The 21101-nt window shown below is 72.4% G+C and carries 20 protein-coding genes and 1 riboswitch; of the genes, 8 read left to right on the plus strand and 12 right to left on the minus strand.

Annotation, left to right across the window (positions count from 1 at the left end; translation table 11 throughout):
* Positions 1-31: 31 nt before the first annotated feature.
* On the minus strand, positions 32-982 hold the full coding sequence (locus NOD94_RS18920) for a LysR family transcriptional regulator (RefSeq protein ID WP_281207155.1): 951 nt from the start codon (positions 980-982) through the stop codon (positions 32-34).
* 38 nt (positions 983-1020) lie between these two features.
* Here NOD94_RS18920 and NOD94_RS18925 point away from each other — a divergent pair, with 38 nt between their 5' ends.
* Entirely contained in the window at positions 1021-2043 is a 1023-nt protein-coding gene (locus NOD94_RS18925) for a DMT family transporter (RefSeq protein ID WP_281207180.1), read from the plus strand.
* A gap of 7 nt (positions 2044-2050) precedes the next feature.
* Here the strand turns inward: NOD94_RS18925 and NOD94_RS18930 are convergent, their stop codons facing one another.
* Positions 2051-3382, minus strand: a complete 1332-nt coding sequence (locus NOD94_RS18930) for an aminotransferase class I/II-fold pyridoxal phosphate-dependent enzyme (RefSeq protein WP_281207156.1) — start codon at positions 3380-3382, stop codon at positions 2051-2053.
* Between the two features lie 37 nt (positions 3383-3419).
* Here NOD94_RS18930 and NOD94_RS18935 point away from each other — a divergent pair, with 37 nt between their 5' ends.
* Positions 3420-4085, plus strand: a complete 666-nt coding sequence (locus tag NOD94_RS18935; protein WP_281207157.1) for a pyridoxamine 5'-phosphate oxidase family protein — start codon at positions 3420-3422, stop codon at positions 4083-4085.
* Here the strand turns inward: NOD94_RS18935 and NOD94_RS18940 are convergent.
* Positions 4067-5095: a DMT family transporter gene (locus NOD94_RS18940; RefSeq protein WP_281207158.1), complete on the minus strand. Its 1029-nt coding sequence runs from the start codon at positions 5093-5095 to the stop codon at positions 4067-4069. The genes NOD94_RS18935 and NOD94_RS18940 overlap by 19 nt on opposite strands.
* Positions 5096-5388: 293 nt before the next feature.
* A complete protein-coding gene (locus NOD94_RS18945; protein WP_281207159.1) occupies positions 5389-6345 on the minus strand; it encodes an EamA family transporter in 957 nt (318 codons plus the stop codon).
* A gap of 171 nt (positions 6346-6516) precedes the next feature.
* On the opposite strand from NOD94_RS18945, the gene NOD94_RS18950 reads away from it, so the two are divergent.
* Positions 6517-6945 carry an SRPBCC family protein gene (locus tag NOD94_RS18950; protein WP_281207160.1) on the plus strand — a complete coding sequence of 143 codons (429 nt, stop codon included), beginning with the start codon at positions 6517-6519 and terminating at the stop codon, positions 6943-6945.
* Between the two features lie 141 nt (positions 6946-7086).
* Here NOD94_RS18950 and NOD94_RS18955 read toward each other — a convergent pair whose 3' ends face one another.
* Positions 7087-7701, minus strand: a complete 615-nt coding sequence (locus tag NOD94_RS18955; protein ID WP_281207161.1) for a PadR family transcriptional regulator — start codon at positions 7699-7701, stop codon at positions 7087-7089.
* A gap of 263 nt (positions 7702-7964) precedes the next feature.
* Here NOD94_RS18955 and NOD94_RS18960 point away from each other — a divergent pair, with 263 nt between their 5' ends.
* Positions 7965-8489 (plus strand): DUF6193 family natural product biosynthesis protein, encoded by a 525-nt coding sequence (locus NOD94_RS18960; RefSeq protein ID WP_281207162.1) that lies wholly within the window; start codon positions 7965-7967, stop codon positions 8487-8489.
* 77 nt (positions 8490-8566) lie between these two features.
* Positions 8567-9385, plus strand: coding sequence for a PhzF family phenazine biosynthesis isomerase (locus NOD94_RS18965; protein WP_281207163.1), 819 nt, complete (start codon positions 8567-8569; stop codon positions 9383-9385).
* Positions 9386-9410: 25 nt separating this feature from the next.
* Here NOD94_RS18965 and NOD94_RS18970 read toward each other — a convergent pair whose 3' ends face one another.
* Both NOD94_RS18970 and NOD94_RS18975 read right to left on the minus strand, forming a co-directional pair.
* The gene (locus NOD94_RS18970; protein WP_281207164.1) at positions 9411-10244 is read right to left on the minus strand and encodes a CPBP family intramembrane glutamic endopeptidase; all 834 of its coding nucleotides are present in this window, start codon (positions 10242-10244) and stop codon (positions 9411-9413) included.
* A 129-nt stretch (positions 10245-10373) separates the two neighbouring features.
* On the minus strand, positions 10374-11909 hold the full coding sequence (locus NOD94_RS18975; RefSeq protein WP_281207165.1) for a glutamate-cysteine ligase family protein: 1536 nt from the start codon (positions 11907-11909) through the stop codon (positions 10374-10376).
* A 496-nt stretch (positions 11910-12405) separates the two neighbouring features.
* Between NOD94_RS18975 and NOD94_RS18980 the strand changes: the two genes are divergently transcribed.
* Together NOD94_RS18980 and NOD94_RS18985 are read left to right on the plus strand one after the other, a co-directional pair.
* On the plus strand, positions 12406-13026 hold the full coding sequence (locus NOD94_RS18980) for a hypothetical protein (RefSeq protein WP_281207166.1): 621 nt from the start codon (positions 12406-12408) through the stop codon (positions 13024-13026).
* Positions 13027-13296: 270 nt separating this feature from the next.
* On the plus strand, positions 13297-13485 hold the full coding sequence (locus tag NOD94_RS18985) for a DUF5999 family protein (protein WP_007262885.1): 189 nt from the start codon (positions 13297-13299) through the stop codon (positions 13483-13485).
* 105 nt (positions 13486-13590) lie between these two features.
* Here the strand turns inward: NOD94_RS18985 and gcvP are convergent, their stop codons facing one another.
* Positions 13591-16476 carry an aminomethyl-transferring glycine dehydrogenase gene (gcvP, locus tag NOD94_RS18990; RefSeq protein WP_281207167.1) on the minus strand — a complete coding sequence of 962 codons (2886 nt, stop codon included), beginning with the start codon at positions 16474-16476 and terminating at the stop codon, positions 13591-13593.
* Between the two features lie 195 nt (positions 16477-16671).
* A riboswitch (glycine riboswitch) is annotated at positions 16672-16770 on the minus strand.
* Between the two features lie 87 nt (positions 16771-16857).
* Between gcvP and NOD94_RS18995 the strand changes: the two genes are divergently transcribed.
* Entirely contained in the window at positions 16858-17280 is a 423-nt protein-coding gene (locus tag NOD94_RS18995; protein ID WP_281207168.1) for a PRC-barrel domain-containing protein, read from the plus strand.
* Here the strand turns inward: NOD94_RS18995 and NOD94_RS19000 are convergent.
* The 4 genes from NOD94_RS19000 to NOD94_RS19015 all read right to left on the minus strand — a co-directional run bounded on the left by NOD94_RS19000 (position 17277) and on the right by NOD94_RS19015 (position 21062).
* Positions 17277-18779, minus strand: coding sequence for a DNA polymerase IV (locus NOD94_RS19000; RefSeq protein ID WP_281207169.1), 1503 nt, complete (start codon positions 18777-18779; stop codon positions 17277-17279). The genes NOD94_RS18995 and NOD94_RS19000 overlap by 4 nt on opposite strands.
* Positions 18780-18909: 130 nt before the next feature.
* A complete protein-coding gene (locus NOD94_RS19005; protein ID WP_281207170.1) occupies positions 18910-19548 on the minus strand; it encodes a MerR family transcriptional regulator in 639 nt (212 codons plus the stop codon).
* Between the two features lie 203 nt (positions 19549-19751).
* The gene (locus NOD94_RS19010) at positions 19752-20225 is read right to left on the minus strand and encodes a bifunctional nuclease family protein (protein ID WP_007262890.1); all 474 of its coding nucleotides are present in this window, start codon (positions 20223-20225) and stop codon (positions 19752-19754) included.
* Positions 20226-20288: 63 nt separating this feature from the next.
* The gene (locus NOD94_RS19015; protein ID WP_281207171.1) at positions 20289-21062 is read right to left on the minus strand and encodes a MerR family transcriptional regulator; all 774 of its coding nucleotides are present in this window, start codon (positions 21060-21062) and stop codon (positions 20289-20291) included.
* Positions 21063-21101: the final 39 nt, after the last annotated feature.

The following is a 21101-nucleotide window of genomic DNA, read 5'->3' on the forward strand; positions in this document are numbered from 1 at the left end:
GGCCCCGACCGGCTACCGGTCGCCGGCCCCCTCACGGCCGGGCCTCCACCGCCGCCGACCCCCCGGAACCTCCCGGCGCCTCCCGCACCCGCGCCGCCGCCTCGTGCAGCGCCTCGACGGCGGCCCGGATGGAGGGCCTGCGACCCGCGTCGGCCCGCCAGACGGCGTACACGTGTCGACGTACGGTGTCGCAGACGGGCAGCAGCCTGACGCCGGCCGGTACGGGTCCCCGACCCAGCCGGGGCGTCACGCACACGCCCAACCCGGCTTCCACGAAGGCCAGCTGGGTGTGGTGCTCCTCGGCGATGTGCCGGATGCGCGGCTCGATGCCGGTGCCACGCAGCGTGAAGACCAGCCACTCGTGACAGAACTGCCCCTCGTTCCAGGAGATCCAGTCGTCGTCGGCGAAGTCGGCGAGGGAGATGCCGGTGCGGTCGGCCAGCGGGTGCCCGGCCGGGACCGCGATGTCGACGCCGTCGTCGAGCAGATGGGTGCGGGTCAGCTCGCCCGGCACCGGCATCCGCTTGTTGTGCCAGTCGATGGCCAGGGCCATGTCGAGGTCCCCGCGCACGACGGCGGCCATGCTGTCCTCGGGTTCCCGTTCCCGTACGAGGACCCTTAGTTCGGGATGGCCCTCGCGCAGGGAGGTCAGGGCGTGGGGCAGCAGCCCGCGCATGGCCGTCGGGAAGGCCCCGACCCGCAACTCCCCTACGGCGCAACCCCGTTGGGCCTCCACATCGGCCTGGGCCAGCTCGACCTGGGAGATGATCCGGGCCGCGTGGTCCGCGAGCAGTCGCCCCGCGTCCGTGAGCCGGACCCCGCGCCCGTTCTTGGTCAGCAGGGGCTGCCCGACCTCCCGCTCCAGTTTGGCCATCTGCTGGGAGACGGCGGAGGTGGTCACGTGGAGACCGCCCGCGGCCCCGCTGACCGAACCGTGGCGGGCGAGGGCGTCGAGGGTGCGCAGGCGCTCCAGGTTCAACATGTAAGGGATGCTACGCCGTAAGCCGCATGAAATCTCGCTTGTCCTACGACATCGCGCACAGCAGAGTGAGCCTCATGAGCGCACCCGCCCCCTCCCGCCCCACCCCGCAACCCTCCCCCACCGGCCCGGTCCCGGCGCCGGTAGCGACCCCTCCCACCAAGGACCGCACCGCCGGCTCGCGGCTGGACTGGCGGCTGCGCTTCGCGGTCCTCTCGGTGGTCTGGGGCTTCAGCTTCCTCCTGATCAAGGTGGGCACCGAGGCGTACGCTCCCTTCCAAGTCGCCCTGGGCCGGGTCCTCTTCGGAGCGCTGGCCCTGCTCGCCGTACTGCTGGTGCGCCGCGAGCCGCTGCCCCGCACGGCGCGCACCTGGGCCCACCTCACGGTGGCGGCGCTGCTGCTGAACTCCGTCCCGTTCTCCCTCTTCGCCTACGCGGAGCTCAGCATCCCGTCGAGCCTGGCCGGGATCTGCAACGCCACCTCCCCGCTGTGGGGCATGGCCCTGTCCCTGGTCGCCCTCTCCGAGGACCGTCCGACGCGACGCCGTTTCGCCGGGCTGGGGCTGGGCTTCCTCGGCGTCCTGACCGTGCTCGGCGCCTGGCAGGGCTTCGCCGGGGTCGACGCCAAGGGCACCGCGCTCGCCCTGCTGGCCGCGCTCTGCTACCCGATCGGCTGGATCTACGTACGCCGGACGCTGGCCTCCGCGCCCGGCTCCCCGGTGGCGCTCACCGGGGCCCAGCTGTTGGTCTCGACCGTCCAACTGGCCGCCGTCAGCGCGGCGTTCACCTCGGTGCCCGTCTCGTTCCCGCTGTGGCCGACCCTGTCGGTGATCGCCCTGGGCGCCCTGGGCACGGGCATGGCCCTGCAGATGCAGTACCAGCTGGTGACGGAGGTCGGGCCGACCACCGCCCAGATGGTCACCTACTTCATCCCGGTGATCGCGACCACGGCGGGCGTCCTCGTCCTCGGCGAGCAGCTCCACTGGAACACCCCGGTCGGCGCTGCCGTGGTCCTGGCCGGAGCCGCCCTCACCCAGGCCCGCCCGAGGACCCCCCGCCCGTAGCCCCCCTTCAGTCCCGGCGTCCGCCGAGTACGGGACGCACCGCCGAGGCCACCGCGTCCGCCAGCGCGGGCACTTCCGCGGGCGCGAGCCCGGAGACGGTGATCCGCACCGCGGGTCCCGAGTGCACCCGGAACCGGGCTCCCGCCGTCACCGCCCAACCCGCCGTCAGCAGCCGCGTCACCACGGCCGTCTCGTCGGACACCGGCACCCACACGTTCATCCCGCTCCGCCCGTGCGCCGGTACCCCCCGCTCCGCCAGCGCCGCGACCAGCGCGTCCCGCCTGACCCCGTAGGAGCGGGCCACCGCCGCCGGATCGACGGCGCCGGTGCTCCACAGTTCCACCACTGCGTACTGGAGCAACCGGCTCACCCACCCCGGGCCCAGCCCCTGCCGGCCGCGGACCCGGTCCATGGTCACCGCGTCTCCGGTCAGGACGGCCAGCCTCAGGTCCGGGCCGTACGCCTTCGCCGTCGAACGGATCAGCGCCCAGTGCCGGGTGGCGCCGCTCAGCGCGCACAGGGGGACGTCCACGATCCCGTGGCCGTGGTCGTCGTCGATGACCAGCACGTCGGGGTGGGCCGCCAGCAGCTCCCGCAAGGCCGACGCCCGCTCCGCGCCGACCACCGCGCCCGTCGGGTTCTGCGCGCGGGCCGTCACCACCAGGGCCCTGGCCCCTTCGGCCAGCGCCCGGGCCACCGCGTCCGGCAGCGGGCCGTCGTCGTCGACGGCGACCGGGAGCACCCTCAGTCCCAGCGCGGGGGCGAGGTCGAGCACGCTCCCCCAGCCCGGATCCTCGACCGCGACCGCGTCGCCGGGCCGCAGGTGGGCGACCAGCACCCGCTCGATCCCGTCCAGCGCGCCCGAGGTCACGGCCATGGCCCCGGCCGGAACGCCGTCCGCCGCGAACCCGGCCCGAGCGAGGCGGGCGAGCTCGGGGACCACGGGGTCCTGCCCGTACAGGGTCGGGGCCTGCGCGTACCTACGGGCGGCAGCCGCGAGCGGCCCGTCCAAGGCGGGCAGCAGGGACAGGTCCGGGTTGCCCTGGGCGACGTCGCGCACTCCCTCGGGCACCGACATCCGCAGCGAGCTCCGGGGGGCGGTCGCGGGCCGGTGCCGCACCCGGCTGCCACGCCGGCCGTCCGTTTCGATGACTCCGCGTTCGCGCAGCGTCCGGTACGCGGCGGCCACCGTGTTGGGGTTCACCCCCAACTCACCGGCCAGTTCCCGCATCGCCGGCAACAACGCTCCCGGCTCCAGGGCGCCCGACCCGACGCCCGCTTCGACACTGGCCGCGATTTCCGATGCGCGACGCCCACTGATCCGATACTCTCCTAGCACAAACAACATTATGCACTAGTACAACGGAGTTCGCACCATGACCACCACGCCCGCCGCCTACGAGCCCACCGACCGCACCGTCCCCAGCCGCTCCCGCGACCGGGCGCGCTACGACCGGGAGACCGTGTACTCGATACTCGACCAGGCCTACGTCTGCCACCTCGGCTTCGTCCGGGACGGCGCGCCGGTGGTCCTCCCGACCCTCTTCGGACGGGTCGGCGACACCCTCTACGTCCACGGCTCCACCGGCTCCCGCCCGCTGCTCGCCGCGGGCCGCACCGACCCGGGGCTGCCCGTCTGCCTCACCGTGACCCACGTCGACGGCCTGGTGCTGGCCCGCTCGGCCTTCCACCACTCCCTCAACTACCGCTCGGTGGTCGCGCACGGCGTCGCGCGGCAGGTCACCGACGAGGCGGAGTGCCGGACGGCGCTGGACGCCTTGGTCGACCACGTCGTACCCGGCCGCTCCGCCGACTCCCGGCCCGCGAACGCCCGGGAACTCGCCGCCACGGCCGTGATCCGACTGGACCTGGAGGAGGTCTCGGCGAAGCTGCGCACCGGCGGGCCGAACGACGACGCCGAGGACCTGGACCTGCCGTTCTGGTCGGGCGTGGTCCCGGTCGCCCCGGCGTACGGGAGGCCGGTCCCGGCCGCCGATCTGGCCCCGGGCATCACCACGCCGGACTACATCGCAGCGCTCTGAGCCTCGGGGGCGGGCCGGACCTCCACCGGCTCGTCCGCGGGCCTGCGCACCTCGGCGCCGATCAGCGCGCCGACGGCGGCGAGGAGCAGTACGGTGCCGAGCACCACGGCCCCGGTCAGTCGCTCCCCGAGCAGCCCGACCGCGATGGCCGCGGCGCTCACCGGCTCGATCAGCATGATCACCGACACGGTCGCGGCGCGCACGGACGCGGCCCCGGTGAAGTACAGCGCGTACGCCAACGCCGTCGGCACGGTGGCGACGTACACCAGCAGCCACAGCACCCGCACCGTGTCGGCGGTGTGCGGCACCAGCCCCTCCACCGCCGCGAGCGGCAGCAGGCACACCGTGCCCACCCCGACCGACCAGGCGGTGGTGACGAGCGGGTCGCCGCCCGCGCCGCGCCGCCCGAGCAGGCGTGCCCGCAGCGTCATCGCCGCGTACCCGGCGGCCGAGAGCAGCGCCCAGAACACCCCGATCGGCCGCACCTCCCCGCCGCCGGAGCCCAGGACGAGCACGGCCAGCCCGGCGAGGGCACCGCCGACGGCGGCCGCCCCGCCCCGGCCCAGCCGCTCGCCCATCCAGTACCGGCCGCCTACGGCGATCAACACGGGCCCCGCCCCCAGGGTCACGACGGTGCCGACGGCCAGGCCGGTCTCCCGCACCGCGCCGAAGTACGCGGCCTGGAACACGGTGAACATCAGGCCGGTCCCGATGAGCGAGGCGACGGACGGACGGCGCGTCCCGGCCCGGCCGCGGACGGCTCCGGGGCGACGACCGAATCCAGGGCGTCGTACGGCTCCGGAGCCGGGTACGGCCCGGGGGCGTCGTACGGCGAGGACCCCCAGCAGCACGACGAGCCCGCCCGCGCACCGCCAGAAGGACAGGGCGAGCGGGCCGAGGTCACTGGCCAGGAAGAGGAGGGAGGCGGCGGCCCCGGCGGTGCCCCAGGCGACTCCGGCGACGACGAGGTACAGCAGATCGCGCCCGGCGGCGGGCGAATGGTTCGACACGTGGTTCTCCGCGCATGCGTGAAGGATGAGGAAAGCGGGTCATCACTTCGCGGGCAGCACGAACCCGCCCCGGGCCGCCGGAGGGCGGCCGGGACGGGTGGGTCCTCAAAGGAGCAGCCACCCGCGCCCGGTCCTGCGCGGGAATCCCCAGGTGTCCCCGCACGACGGGCGGGGACCGCGGGGGCGTCCGGACAGGACCTAGGCGGCGGGAGGCGGAAGTACGGTCGAAGGCATGGTGCGTACCCTACGGGCTCCTCCGCCCGCCTGACCAGGCCGGCAGCCCGGAGGCCGCGTCACGCCCGGGTGTGCTCCAGGTCGAGCACGGCGGGTTCGACCGCGGCCGGCGGGGTCGGCCGGGAGGACTGCGCGATGAAGGCGCCGCTCAGCACCAGCGCGCCGCCGATGATCTGCGGGAGGGAGAGGTGTTCGCCGAGCAGGATCCACGCGAGGACGGTGGCGATGACGGCCTCCAGGCACGCCACCACGCCCGCCACCTGCGGGGAGAGCTTGCGCACCGAGACCACTCCGGTGACGTACGCGAAGACGGTGGCGACCAGCACCACCCAGCCGAGCAGGGCGAACGCGGGCACCGCCAGGTCACTCAGGACGGCGTCCCCGCCCAGCACCTGCCAGTCCATGTTCCAGGGCCGGGCGATCACGGTCATCACCAAGGTGCCGATGATCATTCCGTACGCGATCACGCCCATCGGGTCGGGCACGTCGTCCCCGTCCGCCCCTTGGTCCGCGAAGACGAAGTAGAAGGCCTGGCAGCAGGCGGCGGCGAGACCGAGGAGCACGCCGAGCGGGTCCAGGCTCAGACCCGCCCAGATCTCGACCACGCAGGCCAGGCCGACGACGGCCACCGCCGCCCCCGCCGCGGCCGCCCGGGTCACGGGCTTGCGCTGGACGAAGCGGATCCAACCGAGCAGGAGGGCCGGGCCCAGGTACTCCAGGAGCAGGGCCACGCCGACCGGGATCCGGGACAGGGAAGCGAAGTAGAACGCCTGCACACCGGCGACGGCGATGAGCCCGAAGCCGGCGAGGAGCAGCGGCTTGCGCCGTACGAGATCACGGTGGCGCCAGGCGAGCGGGGACAGCACCAGCGCCGCCCCGGCCACCCTGAGCCACACCATGTGGAGCGGGTCCAGCCCCGCCTCGATCAGCGGCTTCGCCGCGACCCCCGAACCACCGAACGCGCACGCCGAGACGAGGGCGAGGCCCAGTCCGGCGTTCTTCCCTGACGCTTGCATCCGGCCATCATGGCAGGGCCGGTCAGCACCGTCACGCCGGTGACGCCTGTTGAGACGCGGCCGAGACCGGGACTCCGGCGATCCTCCGGATCTGACAGGTCGTCAGTATTGAATGTTGGGGTCGCCGGGACTACCTTCCGCCGCACGTACCCGACGAGAAGGGGTGGACGCATGGCTGAAGTCACCGCGGAATCACGCATCGAGGCGCCCGCCGCGCAGCTGTGGGCCCAGCTGACGGACTGGGACGCGTACGGGCAGTGGAGCATGACCCACACCAACTTCCCGAAGGGCGGCCCCGAGACCCTGGCGCTCGGTGCCACCTTCGCCGAGAACATGAAGATGATGGGCTTCCCCGCCGAGGTCCTGTGGACCGTTTCGGAGCTGGAGGACGAACGGCTCTTCGCCATCACCGGCAAGGGCCCCATGGGCGTGGCCGTCCTGACCCGCTACACGCTGACCGAGGACGCCGGCGCCACCACCGTCCGCATCGACGGCGAGTTCACGGGCGCGGCCGTGTCCCTGATGGCGGGCAAGCTCAAGGACTCCGCCACCGCGGCACTGAACGAGTCGCTGCGCAAACTGGCCGGCCTGGTCGTCTGACCGCGGCCACCGGAGCCGGTTCGACCCGGCCGGACGGCGACGTGACGGCGCGCCCCGCGAGGCTTCTCGCGGGGCGCGCCGTCGTCCGTACGGGAGTCGACCGACGGGCCGGATGCCCGGGGGCCGCCGGGCGGCTCAGCGCTAGTCCGCCAGGATCAGGTAGAGCTTCTTGCGGGCGTCGTTGATCACGGCGAGGGCCTTTTCCCGCTGCTCGGGCGAGCCGGTCTTGAAGACCTGCCCGAAGGCCTCCATCAGGCCGACCCCGGCCGTGCGCACCTCGTGCATCGCCTCGAAGTCGAAGCCCCGCCCGGCGTCCGCCCAGGGGGCGTCCGGACCGGACTCGGCCTCGGTGCGGCCGGCGTCGGTGAGGGTGAACAGCTTCTTGCCGCCCTCGCTCTCACTGACGATGAGCCCCTCGTCCTCCAGGAGCTGGAGGGTCGGGTAGACCGAGCCGGGGCTGGGCTTCCACGCCCCGCCGCTGCGCTCGCCGATCTCCTGGATCATCTCGTAACCGTGCATCGGCCGGTCGACGAGCAGCGCCAGGATCGAGGCGCGCACGTCACCGCGCCGCGCCCGGCCCCGCGGTCCCCCGCGGCCGCCGCGCCCCCCGAAGGGACCGCCACCGAAGGGCGGGCCGAACGGCCCGAAGGCGGCACGCCGCTCCCGGAACTCCTCCCGACGGTCGGGCCCGCAGTGCCCGTGCCCCCGCCCGTGCTCATGCCCCTGTCCATGGTCGTGCTGTCCACGTGAACGCATCACTGCGCTCCTTTCGTCATCGATTGTCATGGCGGTCGTCGTCTTTCGACTTCTTCACTATCGCTGATCCATCGCGATGCGTCAACGATATATCGGAAACTATCGTCAACACTCGCCGAGCGTGATGGGCGGCCGAACTCGGCGCCGACGTCACCGTCCTGCCCGGTGACCGGGGGCCGCTCGCCTCGGCGGGGATCGCCTCCCCGGATCCCGCCCGGAATCCGCTGTCGGTCCGCGCCCGCTCCGGGAGCCCCCGGTTCGACGTGCACGGCTGGAGCCGGGGGGTCGAGCTCGTCTCCGGATCGACCGACGACCTGACGGACGTCGTACGGGCCGGGGTGGCCTGGGGGCGGGGCAAGGGGATCCGGGACCTGCGGGCGGAACTGCCGTTCCTGTCCTACGACGAGGAGGCCGAGGCGTACGAGCGCGGTCCGGCGGCGCTGGTCGAGCTGCAGTGGCGCCTCACCCGGCAGCCGGCGGCCGAGGCCCCGGAATTCCCTCGGTTCGGCGAACTCCTGGAAGCGGCCGGCGCGGAACCCCGGCTGAGACGGCTGTACGTGTACTCCAGCCACTGGACCCTCGGCTTCGGCTCCGGAACCGGCCACCCGTACGAGATCGAGGTTGCCCTGAGCGCCCCCGCCGGCGCCTACCGCGTCCTGACGCACCCGCACGGCGACGTCATCGGCGAGGCCGGCACGGCCCGGGACGCCGTGGCCATGGCCGTGGGCCACCTCCCGGCCGAGCCAGAACCGGACGCACCGCACGCACCGCACGCACCGCACGAGTGATCCCCCGGCCGCGACCAGGCCAGTCGGCCCCGATTGGCCTTTGTCCGCGTCCGGCGGACCGATCTACCGTCGGATCCATGCGCATCCGAATCGTCGACGCCTTCACCGACCGCCCCTTCCACGGCAACCCCGCCGGAGTCCTGCTCCTCGACGGCCCCTTCCCCCCGGACGCCTGGCTCCAACGGGTCGCCGCCGAGGTGAACCTCTCCGAGACCGCCTTCGCCCGCCCCCTGCCGCCCGGCGGGGACGCCGACTGGGCGCTGCGCTGGTTCACCCCGGCCGCCGAGGTCGACATGTGCGGACACGCCACCCTCGCGACCGCCCACGTCCTCGCCTCGGACGGCCTCGCGGAGGGCCTGATCCGCTTCGCGGCGCGCTGCGGCGTCCTCACCGCCCGGGCCACCGGGGACGGATCGATCACGATGGACTTCCCGACGTCCTCGCTGACGCCCGTGGACCCGGACCCCGAGGTGGGCCGCGCGCTGGGCGCCGAGATCAAGTCGGTGCACGACACCTCCGCCCACATCGGCGACCTGGTGGTCGAGCTGGCCGACGAACGTGCCGTGCGCGAGCTCACCCCCGACCACGCCGCCCTGCGCGCCCACTCCCGCCGCGGGGTGATCGTCACCGCGGCCGCCGAGAACCCCGCCCGCGGCTACGACTTCGTCTCGCGCGGCTTCTTCCCCGCCGTCGGCATCGACGAGGACCCGGTAACCGGCAGCGCGCACACCGCACTCGCGCCCTTCTGGGGCGCCCGCCTGGGCCGCACCGAGATGACCGGCCTCCAGGGCGGAGCCCGTACCGGCCTGGTCCGCGTCACCTTGGCCGGCGAGCGCACCCTCCTGACCGGCCACGCCGTCACCGTCCTCGACGGCGAACTGCTCACCGCCCCGTGAGGCCCGCCCCCGAAGTCCGAAAAGCCTAGGGGGTGGGCAGCCAGCCCACCTTGCCCGCGAGCAGCGCGTACCCGCCGAAGGCGACGATGTCGAGCAGCGCGTGCGCGACGACGAGCGGCCCCACCCGGCCCCAGCGCCGGTAGGCCAGTACGAAGACCACGCCCATCACCATGTTGCCGATGAACCCGCCGATGCCCTGGTAGAGGTGGTACGAACCGCGCAGCAGGGAGCTGGCCAGCAGCGCCGCCATCGGTGACCAGCCCAGCTGGTCGAGCCGGCGCAGCAGGTAGGCCAGCACGATGACCTCCTCCACCACGGAGTTCTGCACCGCGGAGAGGATCAGTACGGGGAACTTCCACCAGACGTCGGGCAGCGCCTCCGGCACGACCGTCAGGTTGAAGCCGGTGGCGCGGGCGGCCAGGTAGAAGGCGAGTCCGGCGCTGCCGATCCCGGCCGCCACCAGCGCCCCCCGGCCCAGGTCCTGCCACGGCCGGGTCCGGTCGAAGCCCAGGACCCGCAACCCGGGCGCCCCTTCGCGGGTCAGCAGGTGCGCGACCAGCAGCACGGGGACGAGCGCCGAGGCGATGCCGAACAGCTGCCAGGCGAGGTCCAGCCATGGCCGGCCCGGCGCGTACGAGCCGTTGAGCGTGGCGGCCTGGTCCTTGAGGCCGCCCGGCTTGGTGAGCGAGCCGATGAAGCTGATCAGCGCGGAGACCCCGCTCGCGCCCAACGACAGCGCGAGCACGAGCAGCGTCTCGGTGCGCAGGACCCCCCGCCGCCGCTGGTCCTCGTCCAGCTCCACCACCACCGGCTCCGCGCGCACGCCCGACTCCCGTCCCGCCGCCCCGCTGCGAGCCATCCCGCCGCGACGTCCTGTTTCGACCACCCCATACTGCCTCCTCGGCGGCCGGAGGGGACGATCGCGGCGGGATCGGGGGATGCGGGAGCGACGGGCGCGGACCGGAGGGGCCGCCCGAGGACGGACGAGTCAGCGGCCGGCCACCGTCGCGGCGTCCACCTCCCGCTCCGCGATTCCGACGGGCCAGGTGTGCACGGGGTCACCCCGGTGCATCAGCTCGCTGTACCGGCGGGTGGTCGCGGCGAGCGCGGCGTCCCGGTCGAGCCCGCCGGCGCGGGCCCGGTGGTAGGTGTCCACCTGCCAGGTCGCCCCGTTCACCCGCCGCCGACAACGCTCCTCGATGATCCCCAGGTAGTGGTCCCGGTCCGCGGCCTCGATCCCCCAGGCGTCGAGGCCGGCCGCGGCCATCGGCAGCAGCTCGTCCAGCACCAGCCTCACCGCCGGTACGCTCACCAGCCCCCCGGCCCGCCCCCGCCGGGGCCAGCGCAGTCGGGCGTCGATCCCGTACCGGCAGGCCGCGTCGAAGTTGGCCTCCGCCTCGGCGAACGGCATCCGGGTCCACACCGGGCGCGGTTCGTCCGCGAGGGTGCGGACCAGCCCGTAGTAGAAGGCCGCGTTGGCGACGACGTCGGCGACGGTCGGCCCCGCGGGCAGCACCCGGTTCTCCACCCGCAGGTGCGGCACCCCGTCGGCGACCCCGTACACGGGCCGGTTCCAGCGGTAGACCGTGCCGTTGTGCAGGACCAGTTCCTGCAGGCTCGGCACCCCGCCGTCGGCCAGTACCCGCAGCGGCTCCTCCTCGTCGCAGATCGGCAGCAGCGCGGGGAAGTAGCGGAGGTTCTCGGCGAACAGCTCGTACGCCGAATCCACCCACCGCTCCCCGAACCAGGTCCGCGGCCGTACCCCCTGGGCCTGGAGCTCGGGCGGCCGGGTGTCGGTGGCCTGCGTGAAGAGCGGCGGCCGCGACTCGCGCCACAGCTCGCGCCCGAACAGGAAGGGCGAGTTGGCGCCCACCGCTATCTGTACGGCGCTCACCGCCTGCGCCGCGTTCCACACGTCCGCGAACCGCGCCGGAGTCACCTGCAGGTGGAGCTGTACGGAGGTGCAGGCGGCCTCCGGCACGATCGACCCGGTGCTCCAGGTCAGCCGCTCCACACCGTCGATGTCGAGGGTGAAGTCCTCCCCCCTCATCATCAGGATCTGCTCGTTCAGCAGCGAGTAGCGGTCCACCGCCGAGAGGTTGGCCGGCGCCAGGTCCGCGCGGGAGAGGGTCGGCAGGATCCCGATCATCACCACCCCCGCGTCGATCTCCGCGGCCTGCCGATGGGCGTAGTGGAGCCCCGCGCTCAGCTCCTCCGCGAGCTGGTCGAATACCCGGCCGTCCAGGCGGTGGGGAAGGACGTTGACCTCAAGGTTGAACAATCCGAGTTCGGTCTGGAAATCGGGGCTGGCAATCCGCTCCAACACCTGGGCATTCACCATTCGCGGCAAACCGTCGGCACCCGCGAGATTCAATTCGATCTCCAGCCCCATCATGTTCTTGGGGCGATCGAACCTCTTCTCCGCCAGAAGCCGCTCCAGTCCCTCCAGGCACTCGTGGAGCTTCCTCCGATACCGTTGCCGATCGGACAGGTCGAATCCGCCTGCCACGACCTTCTCCCCCATCGAAGTGTCCCTCCTCCATTGGCCCGGCCGAGTGCATCCGGGCGCGCACGTACGGTCGATGATGCCCAGGCGCCGTGATCGATAACGCCGGTGACCGCCCCTCGGACAGGAGCGCGCGCCGGTATGGCCGGATGGGCGCTTCGGCACATTCACCTGGCAAGTCGTCGTATGCAAATTCCGCGTCGACTTTGCCGGTTCCGGATAACCGATGCTTTCCAGCCGAGCCCCCTTCCGGTAGCCTCCGAGGTCAGCGCGGCAGGTCTGCGCTCAGGCGGCACGAATGGCATCGCAGCGGGACCGGTAAGCGACTTGTCGGCAATTGCGGGGACAGCTAGCCGAAACACTGCGTGAACACGTGTCGTATAAACTCCGCAATCGAGGCAGAGAGTTGGCGCGCGGTCATTGCCCCTCAGCCCCCCTCTGACCCCAGAATGCGACAGCGCCGTCCCGTTCCTTCCCCCGAACCACAGGTCTCCCAAGTGAGAGGCGACCCACCATGCCGCTGCATGTCCCTCCGGCTCCCGCGCCCGCCCTGCGCAGCGTCCTCGCGGCACTCGGTTCCCCCACCGCCGTCCACGAGGCGCACACTCCGGCCCTGCGCACGGTCCAGGGCCCGTTGACCGCCGAGCTGCCCCTTCCGGTGCACGTGATCGACCGGCTCCACGCGTCCAACCTCGCGGCCGGCGGAAGGCCCCCGCGCACCAGGCTCACCGCGTGGCGGTTCCTGATCCGCAGCGGGGACCGTTTCGTCGCCGCGGCCGATACCCGTCTCACGGCGGACGGCTGGACCTTCTCCCACTTCTTCGAGGGCCCCTACGTCACCGCCACCGAACGCGCCCTGCGCCAGGCGGAGTCGATGGGGACGGGCTACCAACCGCGGCTGCTGTCCGTACCGGAGCTGTACATGCTCACCCTGTGGCTGCACGGCGCGGTCGGGGCCGACGCGGCGGCCGGTCTGCCCGCCGCCGCCGACCTGCTGGTTCCGCTCGCCCCGGCACCCCCCGGCATCGCCGCGTTCCGGCCGCACACCGTGTCCGAACTGCTGCCCGTACTGACGCACCGGCTGACCCGACAGGCGCCTCCCGTTCCGCCTCCAGTAGCCGCTCCGGCGGCATGACCACAGTCACCCGGATGACCCATTCGGCCTAGTCAGCTCGGACCACTCGCGAACCATCCGAAATGACAGGGCAGTTGGCCTGAACCGCCCGCACGGGTGATGCGTCCTCAATCCATGAGGACAGCTGCCGGGAAATACCTGCGAAGCAGCCGTCCTGGGGGAAGACTGAGCCCATCCTCCCCGCAGGTGCGGGGACGACCCAGGGGGACGGCCATGAATCACGCATCGAGCCGTAGCGAACAGACCACACCGCAGCGAAAGAACGCATCCATGTGCCAGCACCAGCCTGCCTGCCCGTCATCCGAATCCGCCGACCGGGAGGCCGCGCGCCCGGTGGCCAACCACCCGGAGCAGGGCTGGAGCCTGCTGTGCAACGGCGTCCTCCTCTTCGAGGACACCGGTGAACTCCTGCCGGACGGCCAGATCATCGCGCCGCACCGCCCGCTCGCGGCGGCCTGACCGGACCGAACGAGGAAGGGGCCGTTCCCGGAGCACATGCTCCGGGAACGGCCCCTTCGGCGCGTCAGCTCACCACGTCAGCGCCCGGTCACCGCTCGCGCGGGATCAGTTGTCGTACTCGTCCAGCGGCGGGCAGGAGCACACCAGGTTACGGTCGCCGAACGCGCCGTCGATCCGGCGCACCGGCGGCCAGTACTTCTCGGCGGCCGTGACACCGGCCGGGAAGACGGCCTCGTCGCGGGTGTACGGGTGGTTCCACTCTCCGCCCAGCGACGCGGCGGTGTGCGGGGAGTTGGCGAGGGGGTTGTCGTCGGCCGGCCACTCGCCGCCCGCGACCCGCTCGATCTCGCCGCGGATCGCGATCATCGCGTCGCAGAAACGGTCGATCTCGGCGAGGTCCTCGGACTCCGTCGGCTCGATCATCAGCGTGCCGGCGACCGGGAAGGACATCGTCGGCGCGTGGAAGCCGTAGTCGATCAGACGCTTCGCGATGTCGTCGACGCTCACGCCCGTCACCTTCGACAGCGGACGCAGGTCGATGATGCACTCGTGCGCGACCAGGTTGCCCGGGCCCGTGTACAGCACCGGGTAGTGCGGCTCAAGACGCTTGGCGATGTAGTTCGCGCCCAGTACCGCCACCTGGGTGGCTCGCTTGAGACCCTCACCACCCATCAGGCGTACGTACGACCAGGAGATCGGCAGGATGCCGGCCGAGCCCCACGGCGCGGCCGAGATCGGGCCGACGCCCGTCTCCGGGCCGGCCGTCGGCTGGAGCGGGTGGTTCGGCAGGTACGGAGCCAGGTGCGCCCGGACGCCGACCGGGCCCACGCCGGGGCCGCCGCCGCCGTGCGGGATGCAGAAGGTCTTGTGCAGGTTCAGGTGCGATACGTCGCCGCCGAAGTGACCCGGCTTGGCCAGGCCCACCAGGGCGTTCAGGTTGGCGCCGTCCACGTACACCTGGCCACCGGCCTCGTGCACCTGGGCACAGATGTCGGCGACGTGCTCCTCGAACACACCGTGCGTCGACGGGTAGGTGATCATCAGCACGGCGAGCTCGTCGCGGTACTGCTCGATCTTGGCGCGCAGGTCGCCCGCGTCGACCTCGCCGTCGTCCGCCGTCTTCACGACGACGACCTTCATGCCGGCCATCACCGCGCTCGCCGCGTTGGTGCCGTGCGCCGAGGACGGGATGAGGCAGATGGTGCGCTGCTCGTCGCCGTTCGCCCGGTGGTAGGCGCGGACGGCCAGCAGGCCGGCGAGCTCACCCTGGGAGCCGGCGTTCGGCTGGATGGAGACCTTGTCGTAGCCGGTGACCTCGCAGAGTCGTTCCTCCAGCTCGGTGATGAGCGTGAGGTACCCCTCCGCCTGCTCGACCGGGGCGAACGGGTGCAGCTGGCCGAACTCGGGCCAGGTCACCGGCTCCATCTCGGTGGTCGCGTTCAGCTTCATCGTGCAGGAGCCCAGCGGGATCATGCCGCGGTCCAGCGCGTAGTCCTTGTCCGACAGCTTGCGCAGGTAGCGCAGCATCGCGGTCTCGGAGCGGTGCTGGTGGAACACCGGGTGGGTCAGGACCTCGTCCGAGCGCAGCAGGCCCTCGGGGAGGGTCTCGGCCGTGGTCGCGTCCAGGGCCTCCAGGTCGGCGTCGACCCCGAAGGCACCCCAGACGGCCTCGACGTCGGCACGCAGGGTGGTCTCGTCGCAGGCGACGGAGACCAGGTCGGCGTCGACCTGGAAGAGGTTGACGCCGGCCGCACGGGCGGCGGCGACGACCTCGGCGGCCTTGCCGGGCACCCGGGCGGTGACCGTGTCGAAGTACGAGCCGTGCACGATCTCGACCCCGCCGGCCGTCAGGCCCGCGGCGAGCAGGGCGGCGTAGCGGTGGGTGCGGCGGGCGATCGTCCGCAGCCCGTCCGGCCCGTGGTAGACGGCGTACATGCCGGCCATGACGGCCAGCAGCACCTGCGCGGTACAGATGTTGCTGGTGGCCTTCTCGCGGCGGATGTGCTGCTCGCGGGTCTGCAGTGCCAGGCGGTACGCCTTGTTGCCGTCCGCGTCGACGGAGACGCCGACGAGGCGGCCCGGCAGCGAGCGGGCGTGCTTGGCCTGGACGGCCATGTAGCCGGCGTGGGGTCCGCCGAAGCCCATCGGAACGCCGAAGCGCTGGGTGGTGCCGACGGCGATGTCCGCGCCCAGCTCGCCCGGCGAGGTCAGCAGGGTCAGGGCGAGCAGGTCGGCCGAGACGGTGACGATGGCCCCGAGCTCGTGCGCCTGGTCGATGACCGGCTTGATCTCGCGTACCGCGCCGGAGGCACCGGGGTACTGGAGCAGCACGCCGAAGACGCCGCGCTCGGCGATCTCGGCGGGGATGCCGTCCGAGAGGTCGGCGACGACGACCTCGACGCCCGTGGGCTCGGCGCGGGTCTCGATGACAGCGATGGTCTGCGGGAGGGCGTCGGCGTCGATCAGGAAGACACCGCCCTTGACCTTGCCGACGCGGCGGGCCAGGGACATGGCCTCGGCGGCGGCGGTGCCCTCGTCGAGGAGGGAGGCGCCGGAGGTCGGCAGACCGGTCAGGTCGGCCACGACGGTCTGGAAGTTCAGCAGGGCTTCCAGGCGACCCTGCGAGATCTCCGGCTGGTAGGGCGTGTACGCCGTGTACCAGGCGGGGTTCTCCATGACGTTGCGCAGGATCACCGGCGGCGTGAAGGTGCCGTAGTAACCGAGGCCGATCATCGAGGACAGGACCTGGTTGCGGTCGGCGAGCGAGCGGAGCTCGGCGAGCACCTCCGCCTCGGTCCGCGCCTCGGGCAGGTTCAGCGCTTCGGCGGACTTGATCACATCCGGTACCGCGGCGGCGGTGAGCTCGTCCAGGGAGCCGTAGCCCACGTGGGCGAGCATCTTCGCCTGCGCCTCGGCGTCCGGGCCGATGTGGCGCTGCTCGAAGGGGATGCCTCGCTCAAGCTGGGAGAGCGGAATGCGGTTGGCGGTCATTACGGAGGCCTCCTGGTCGTATGACCTGCGAGGGGCACCACGGCGCGGGCACCCGGACGGCCTCCCCCTCTGTCATCTCAACCTGAGAGCTTCACCGGGCCACGCGGGGGTCGCCCGCGGGATCCGGCTTTCACCGTCGGTGAGGAGAGGAGCCGGCACTGCGTCCCGGCACCGCTCCTGCTTTCCAGAGTGGCCTCTTCACGTGCGGTACGTATGCCTGAGAGATTCCGGGGAGGATTTGCTCCTTCGGCGCCTCCGTCGAACTCATTCGGAGGACTCTCCCGCACAGGGTCGACAGCCGTCACCCAGCCTACCAGCGAGGATCTGGACCCTCCCTCGAGTGGCCCCGTCTGCGGATATGCACTTTTGTAGTGATTACGGATGGAGTTGCGACCAAGTGGAGGGACCGTGCAGACCGACATCGATCCGCGCAGCCTGATCGGCCGCAAGGCATTCGACCGCAACGGCGCCAAGATCGGCACCGTGGACGAGGTCTACCTCGACGACGCCACGGGCGTACCGGAGTGGGCGGCGGTGCGGACCGGCCTCTTCGGTCGGGACGCCTTCGTCCCGCTGGAGCCCAGCGAGGTGGTGGACGACACCCTGCGCGTGCCGTTCGAACGTTCCCTCATCAAGGACGCCCCCGATTTCGGGGTCGGCCGCCACCTCTCCCCCGAGCAGGAGCTCCAGCTGTACCACCACTACGGGCTCGACGTGGCCCTCCCTTCGGAGTTCCAGCACCCCCCGCCCCCGCCCTCCAAGAAGCGCCGCCGCGACGCCGGGCGGCTGACCGGCGGGAGTTAGGCCGTACCCACCAGGGGCAGCGGATCGGACGGCTCCAGTTCGGGGTCGTCCACCCGGAAGGTACGGACCCGGCCGGGCGGGGTCCCGGGCTGTTCGAACCGTACGGTCACACGTCCCACCCCGCTGCCCTGGACCCAGCCGGGCCCGTACACGGCGTGCCGTACGTCACTCCCGGCCGCCCAGTGGCGCACCACGGCGCCCACGGCGCCCACAGCGTCCCCGGACGCCGCCACGGCCCCTCCGGCCGCCACGACCCCTTCCGCTCCCGCGGCGCCGCCCACACCGCCCGCTCCCCCGGCCTCTCCCGCCACTTCGGCCCCTCCTCCCGCGCCGGCCTCCACGGCCCCGGATGACCCCTCCACCCCGTCCGGCGCAACGGCCCCGCTCTCCTCCGCTCCGCCCGCCGGTTCCCCGTCCGCCTCGGCGGCACGCACCTGGGCGAAGAGGTCCTCCTGCGTGTAGTCGGCGAGGCCCGTCACTCCGACCCCGAGCAGTCGGACGCCACCCGTGGTGTCCACGCCCTCCAGCAACCGCGCGGACGCCTCCCGCACCACGGCCGGATCGTCCGTCGGGCCCCGCAGGGTCTCGGAGCGGGTCAGCGTCGAGAAGTCGTAGCGCCGCACCTTGAGGACGATGGTCCGGCCCGAGTGCCCGGAGGCCCGCAGCCGGCCCACGCACCGGTCCGCGAGCCGCTGCACCTCGTGGCGGATCCGTACCCGGTCGTGGATGTCCACGTCGAAGGTGTCCTCGACCGATACGGACTTCGCGTCGCGCTCCGCGACCACGGGCCGGTCGTCGAGCCCCAGCGCCATCCGGTACAGCCCCGCCCCGTGCGCCCTGCCGACCATCCGCACCAGCTCGTCCTCACCGGCTTCGGCGAGCTCCCCGACCGTGGTGATCCCGGCCCGGCGCAGGTGCTCCCCGGTGGCCGGTCCCACCCCTGGCAGGGTCCGCACCGACATCGGCGCGAGCAGTTCCCGTTCGGTGCCGGGTTCGATGAGCAGCAGCCCGTTCGGCTTGGCCTCCTCGGAGGCCACCTTGGCGAGCATCTTGGATCCCGCGAGTCCCACGGAGCCGCTGAGCCCCGTGGCGGCCGTGATGTCGGCCCGCAGCCGCTCCCCCACCGCTCTGGCCCCGGCCGCGTCGAAGGCGGCCGAGCCCGCCTCCAGGTCCACGAAGGCCTCGTCCAGGCTGAGGGGTTCGACCAGCGGGGACAGCTCCCTGAGCAACCCCATGACAAGGTCGCTGACCTCGCGGTAGAGGCTGAAGCGGGGGATCAGGCAGGCCCCGTTCGGGCAGAGCCGGCGGGCCTGCGCCATCGGCATCGCCGAGTGGACGCCGAACCGTCGGGCTTCGTAGGAGGCGGTGGCCACGACACCCCGCGGTCCGAGCCCTCCGACGATCACGGCCTTCCCGCGCAGGCTGGGCTTCGACGCCTGCTCCACCGAGGCGTAGAAGGCGTCCATGTCCAGATGCAGGATGGTCGGCGCGGATCTCACAGCCCGATGCTGCCCTACGGCACTGACACGGGCGCCGCCAACGCGTCGACGGCGCCGCGGTACGGGCCGTCCCCGCGGTCGCGGGAAGGCGGTGGGCCCCCGCAGGGGGCCGCCGCCCCGCCCGGCCGGGTCAGACGGCCCGGTTCCGGCGGGCGGCCAGCTCGTCGGTCGGATTCTGGCCGACCAGGGTCTCCCCCGTGTCCACGCGCTCCCCGTGCAGCTGCGACAGGGCGTTCTCCACGTCCCGCCAGACGACTCCCACCGCGATGCCGAAGACGCCCTGCCCGCCCTGGAGCAGGCTCACCACCTGGTCCGGCGAGGTGCACTCGTACACGGTCGCGCCGTCGCTCATCAGCGTCATGCGCTCCAGGTCCTGGAATCCCCGGTCCCGCAGGTGCTGGACGGCGGTGCGGATGCTCTGCAACGCCACCCCGGTGTCCAGGAAGCGCTTCACGATCTTGAGGACAACCACGTCGCGGAAGCTGTACAGCCGCTGCGTGCCGGATCCGTACGCGGGCCGGACGCTCGGCTCCACCAACCCCGTCCGCGCCCAGTAGTCGAGCTGCCGGTACGTGATGCCCGCCGCGGCACACGCCGTGGGGCCTCGGTAGCCGACCTGCTCGGGCGCCGGGGCGTCGCTCACCGGTCCGACCGGCGTGGACGCCGGTTGACGGTGCGCGGGCCCGGCCGCGCCGCCGTGCAGCGGGTACGGCCCACCATCACTCCGTGCGGGGGTGCCCCCGGTCGTACCGTCGCCCGTGATCCTCACGCCGACCCTCCGTCCTTGACCTGCCCACCTTGAAGGTAGGCAGTGACCAGGGGTGCGTCAACGATCGCCACACTCGGCACGCCGAGTGATAATCACCCTGAGAGTGGTTTCCCGTACCCCATTGCGGGGAAAGGCTACTCGAATGGGCTGAAAGTTCCCGGTGGACGACGCGGCCGCGTTTCACGGCGCCGCCACCGCCAACCTCACTGTGGGCCGGTACCGAAGTCCTCCGGTGAGATCTGGTCGAGGAACTCGCGGAACTTCTCCACCTCGTCCTCCTGTTCGTCGGGAATGGCGATTCCGGCGTCGTCGAGGACACCGTCACTGCCGTAGATCGGCGTCCCCGTCCGCAGGGCAAGCGCTATGGCGTCGGAAGGCCGCGCGCTCACCTCGACCCCGCTGGCGAAGACCAGCTCCGCGTAGAAGACACCCTCCCGCAGATCCGTGATCCGGACCTCGGTGAGTTCCTCACCGACCGCTTCCAACACGTCCTTGAACAGGTCGTGCGTCAGCGGCCGGGCAGGGGCCATTCCCTGCTGGGCGAAGGCAATGGCGGTAGCCTCCCCAGGACCGATCCAGATGGGGAGGTACCGATCGCCTCCCACTTCACGCAGGAGCACGATCGGCTGGTTGGAGGGCATTTCCACCCGGACACCCACAACGTCGAGCTCGTTCACACAGCAACCCTAGGACCTGCCCGGCCGGTTTGGGTAGTCGGGGCCCCACGCCGACCAGCGCCGTCAGCGCAACCGGACGCCGAGGGCGGTCTGCACGAGGGCCTCGTGGAGCCGTACCGACAGGCTCGCGAGCTCCTTCAGCGTCGCCTCGGCGTGCGCCCTGGTCTGGGGGTTGCGGTGTCTGCGCAGCGGCGCGACGACCTGTTCCACCAGACCGGCCTCGCGGTCCGCGGCCGCCTTCATGGCACGCAGGTGGCGCGGCTCCAGGCCGAACCGGCCGAGATCGGCGATCAGACGGGCCACGGTGACCGTCTCCGCGTCGAACCCGCCGCCGGGCGCCTCGGAGATGAGGCCGTACGACTCCCACTCCACGAGCTGGGCCTCGTCCGCCTCGGCGGCCGCGATCAACTCGGCCCGCCCCACCCGGGGCACGGTCGGCCGCTCCCGACCGACCTCGCCGTAGACGGCGGACGGGCTCGCGGGATCCACGGACTCCCCGTGGGCGGTCGGCCCGGGGATGCGGATCTGCTCACCCCGGTCGAGCGCGTCGAGCTGCTCCCTGATCACCTTCAGCGGCAGGTAGTGGTCCCGCTGGAGGCGCAGGATGTGCCCGAGCCGTTCCACGTCGCCGGTGCTGAACTTGCGGTATCCGGAAGGCGTGCGCCGGGGCTCGACGAGCCCCTCCGCCTCCAGGAAGCGGATCTTCGAGATCGTGACTTCGGGGAACTCGTCGCGCAGCGTGGTCAGCACCGTGCCGATGCTGACCAGCCGCCCGGCCGGGCCGACGGTGCCGGCGGTGCCGCTCTTCGGGGCACCGCCGGTGGGGGTACGCAGCATGGAACCTTCCCTGTGGGTCCCCCGGACCGGGTCCGGGGG

Source organism: Streptomyces sp. Isolate_45 (genome assembly GCF_024721315.2).
In the GTDB taxonomy this organism is placed as follows: Bacteria; Actinomycetota; Actinomycetes; order Streptomycetales; family Streptomycetaceae; genus Streptomyces.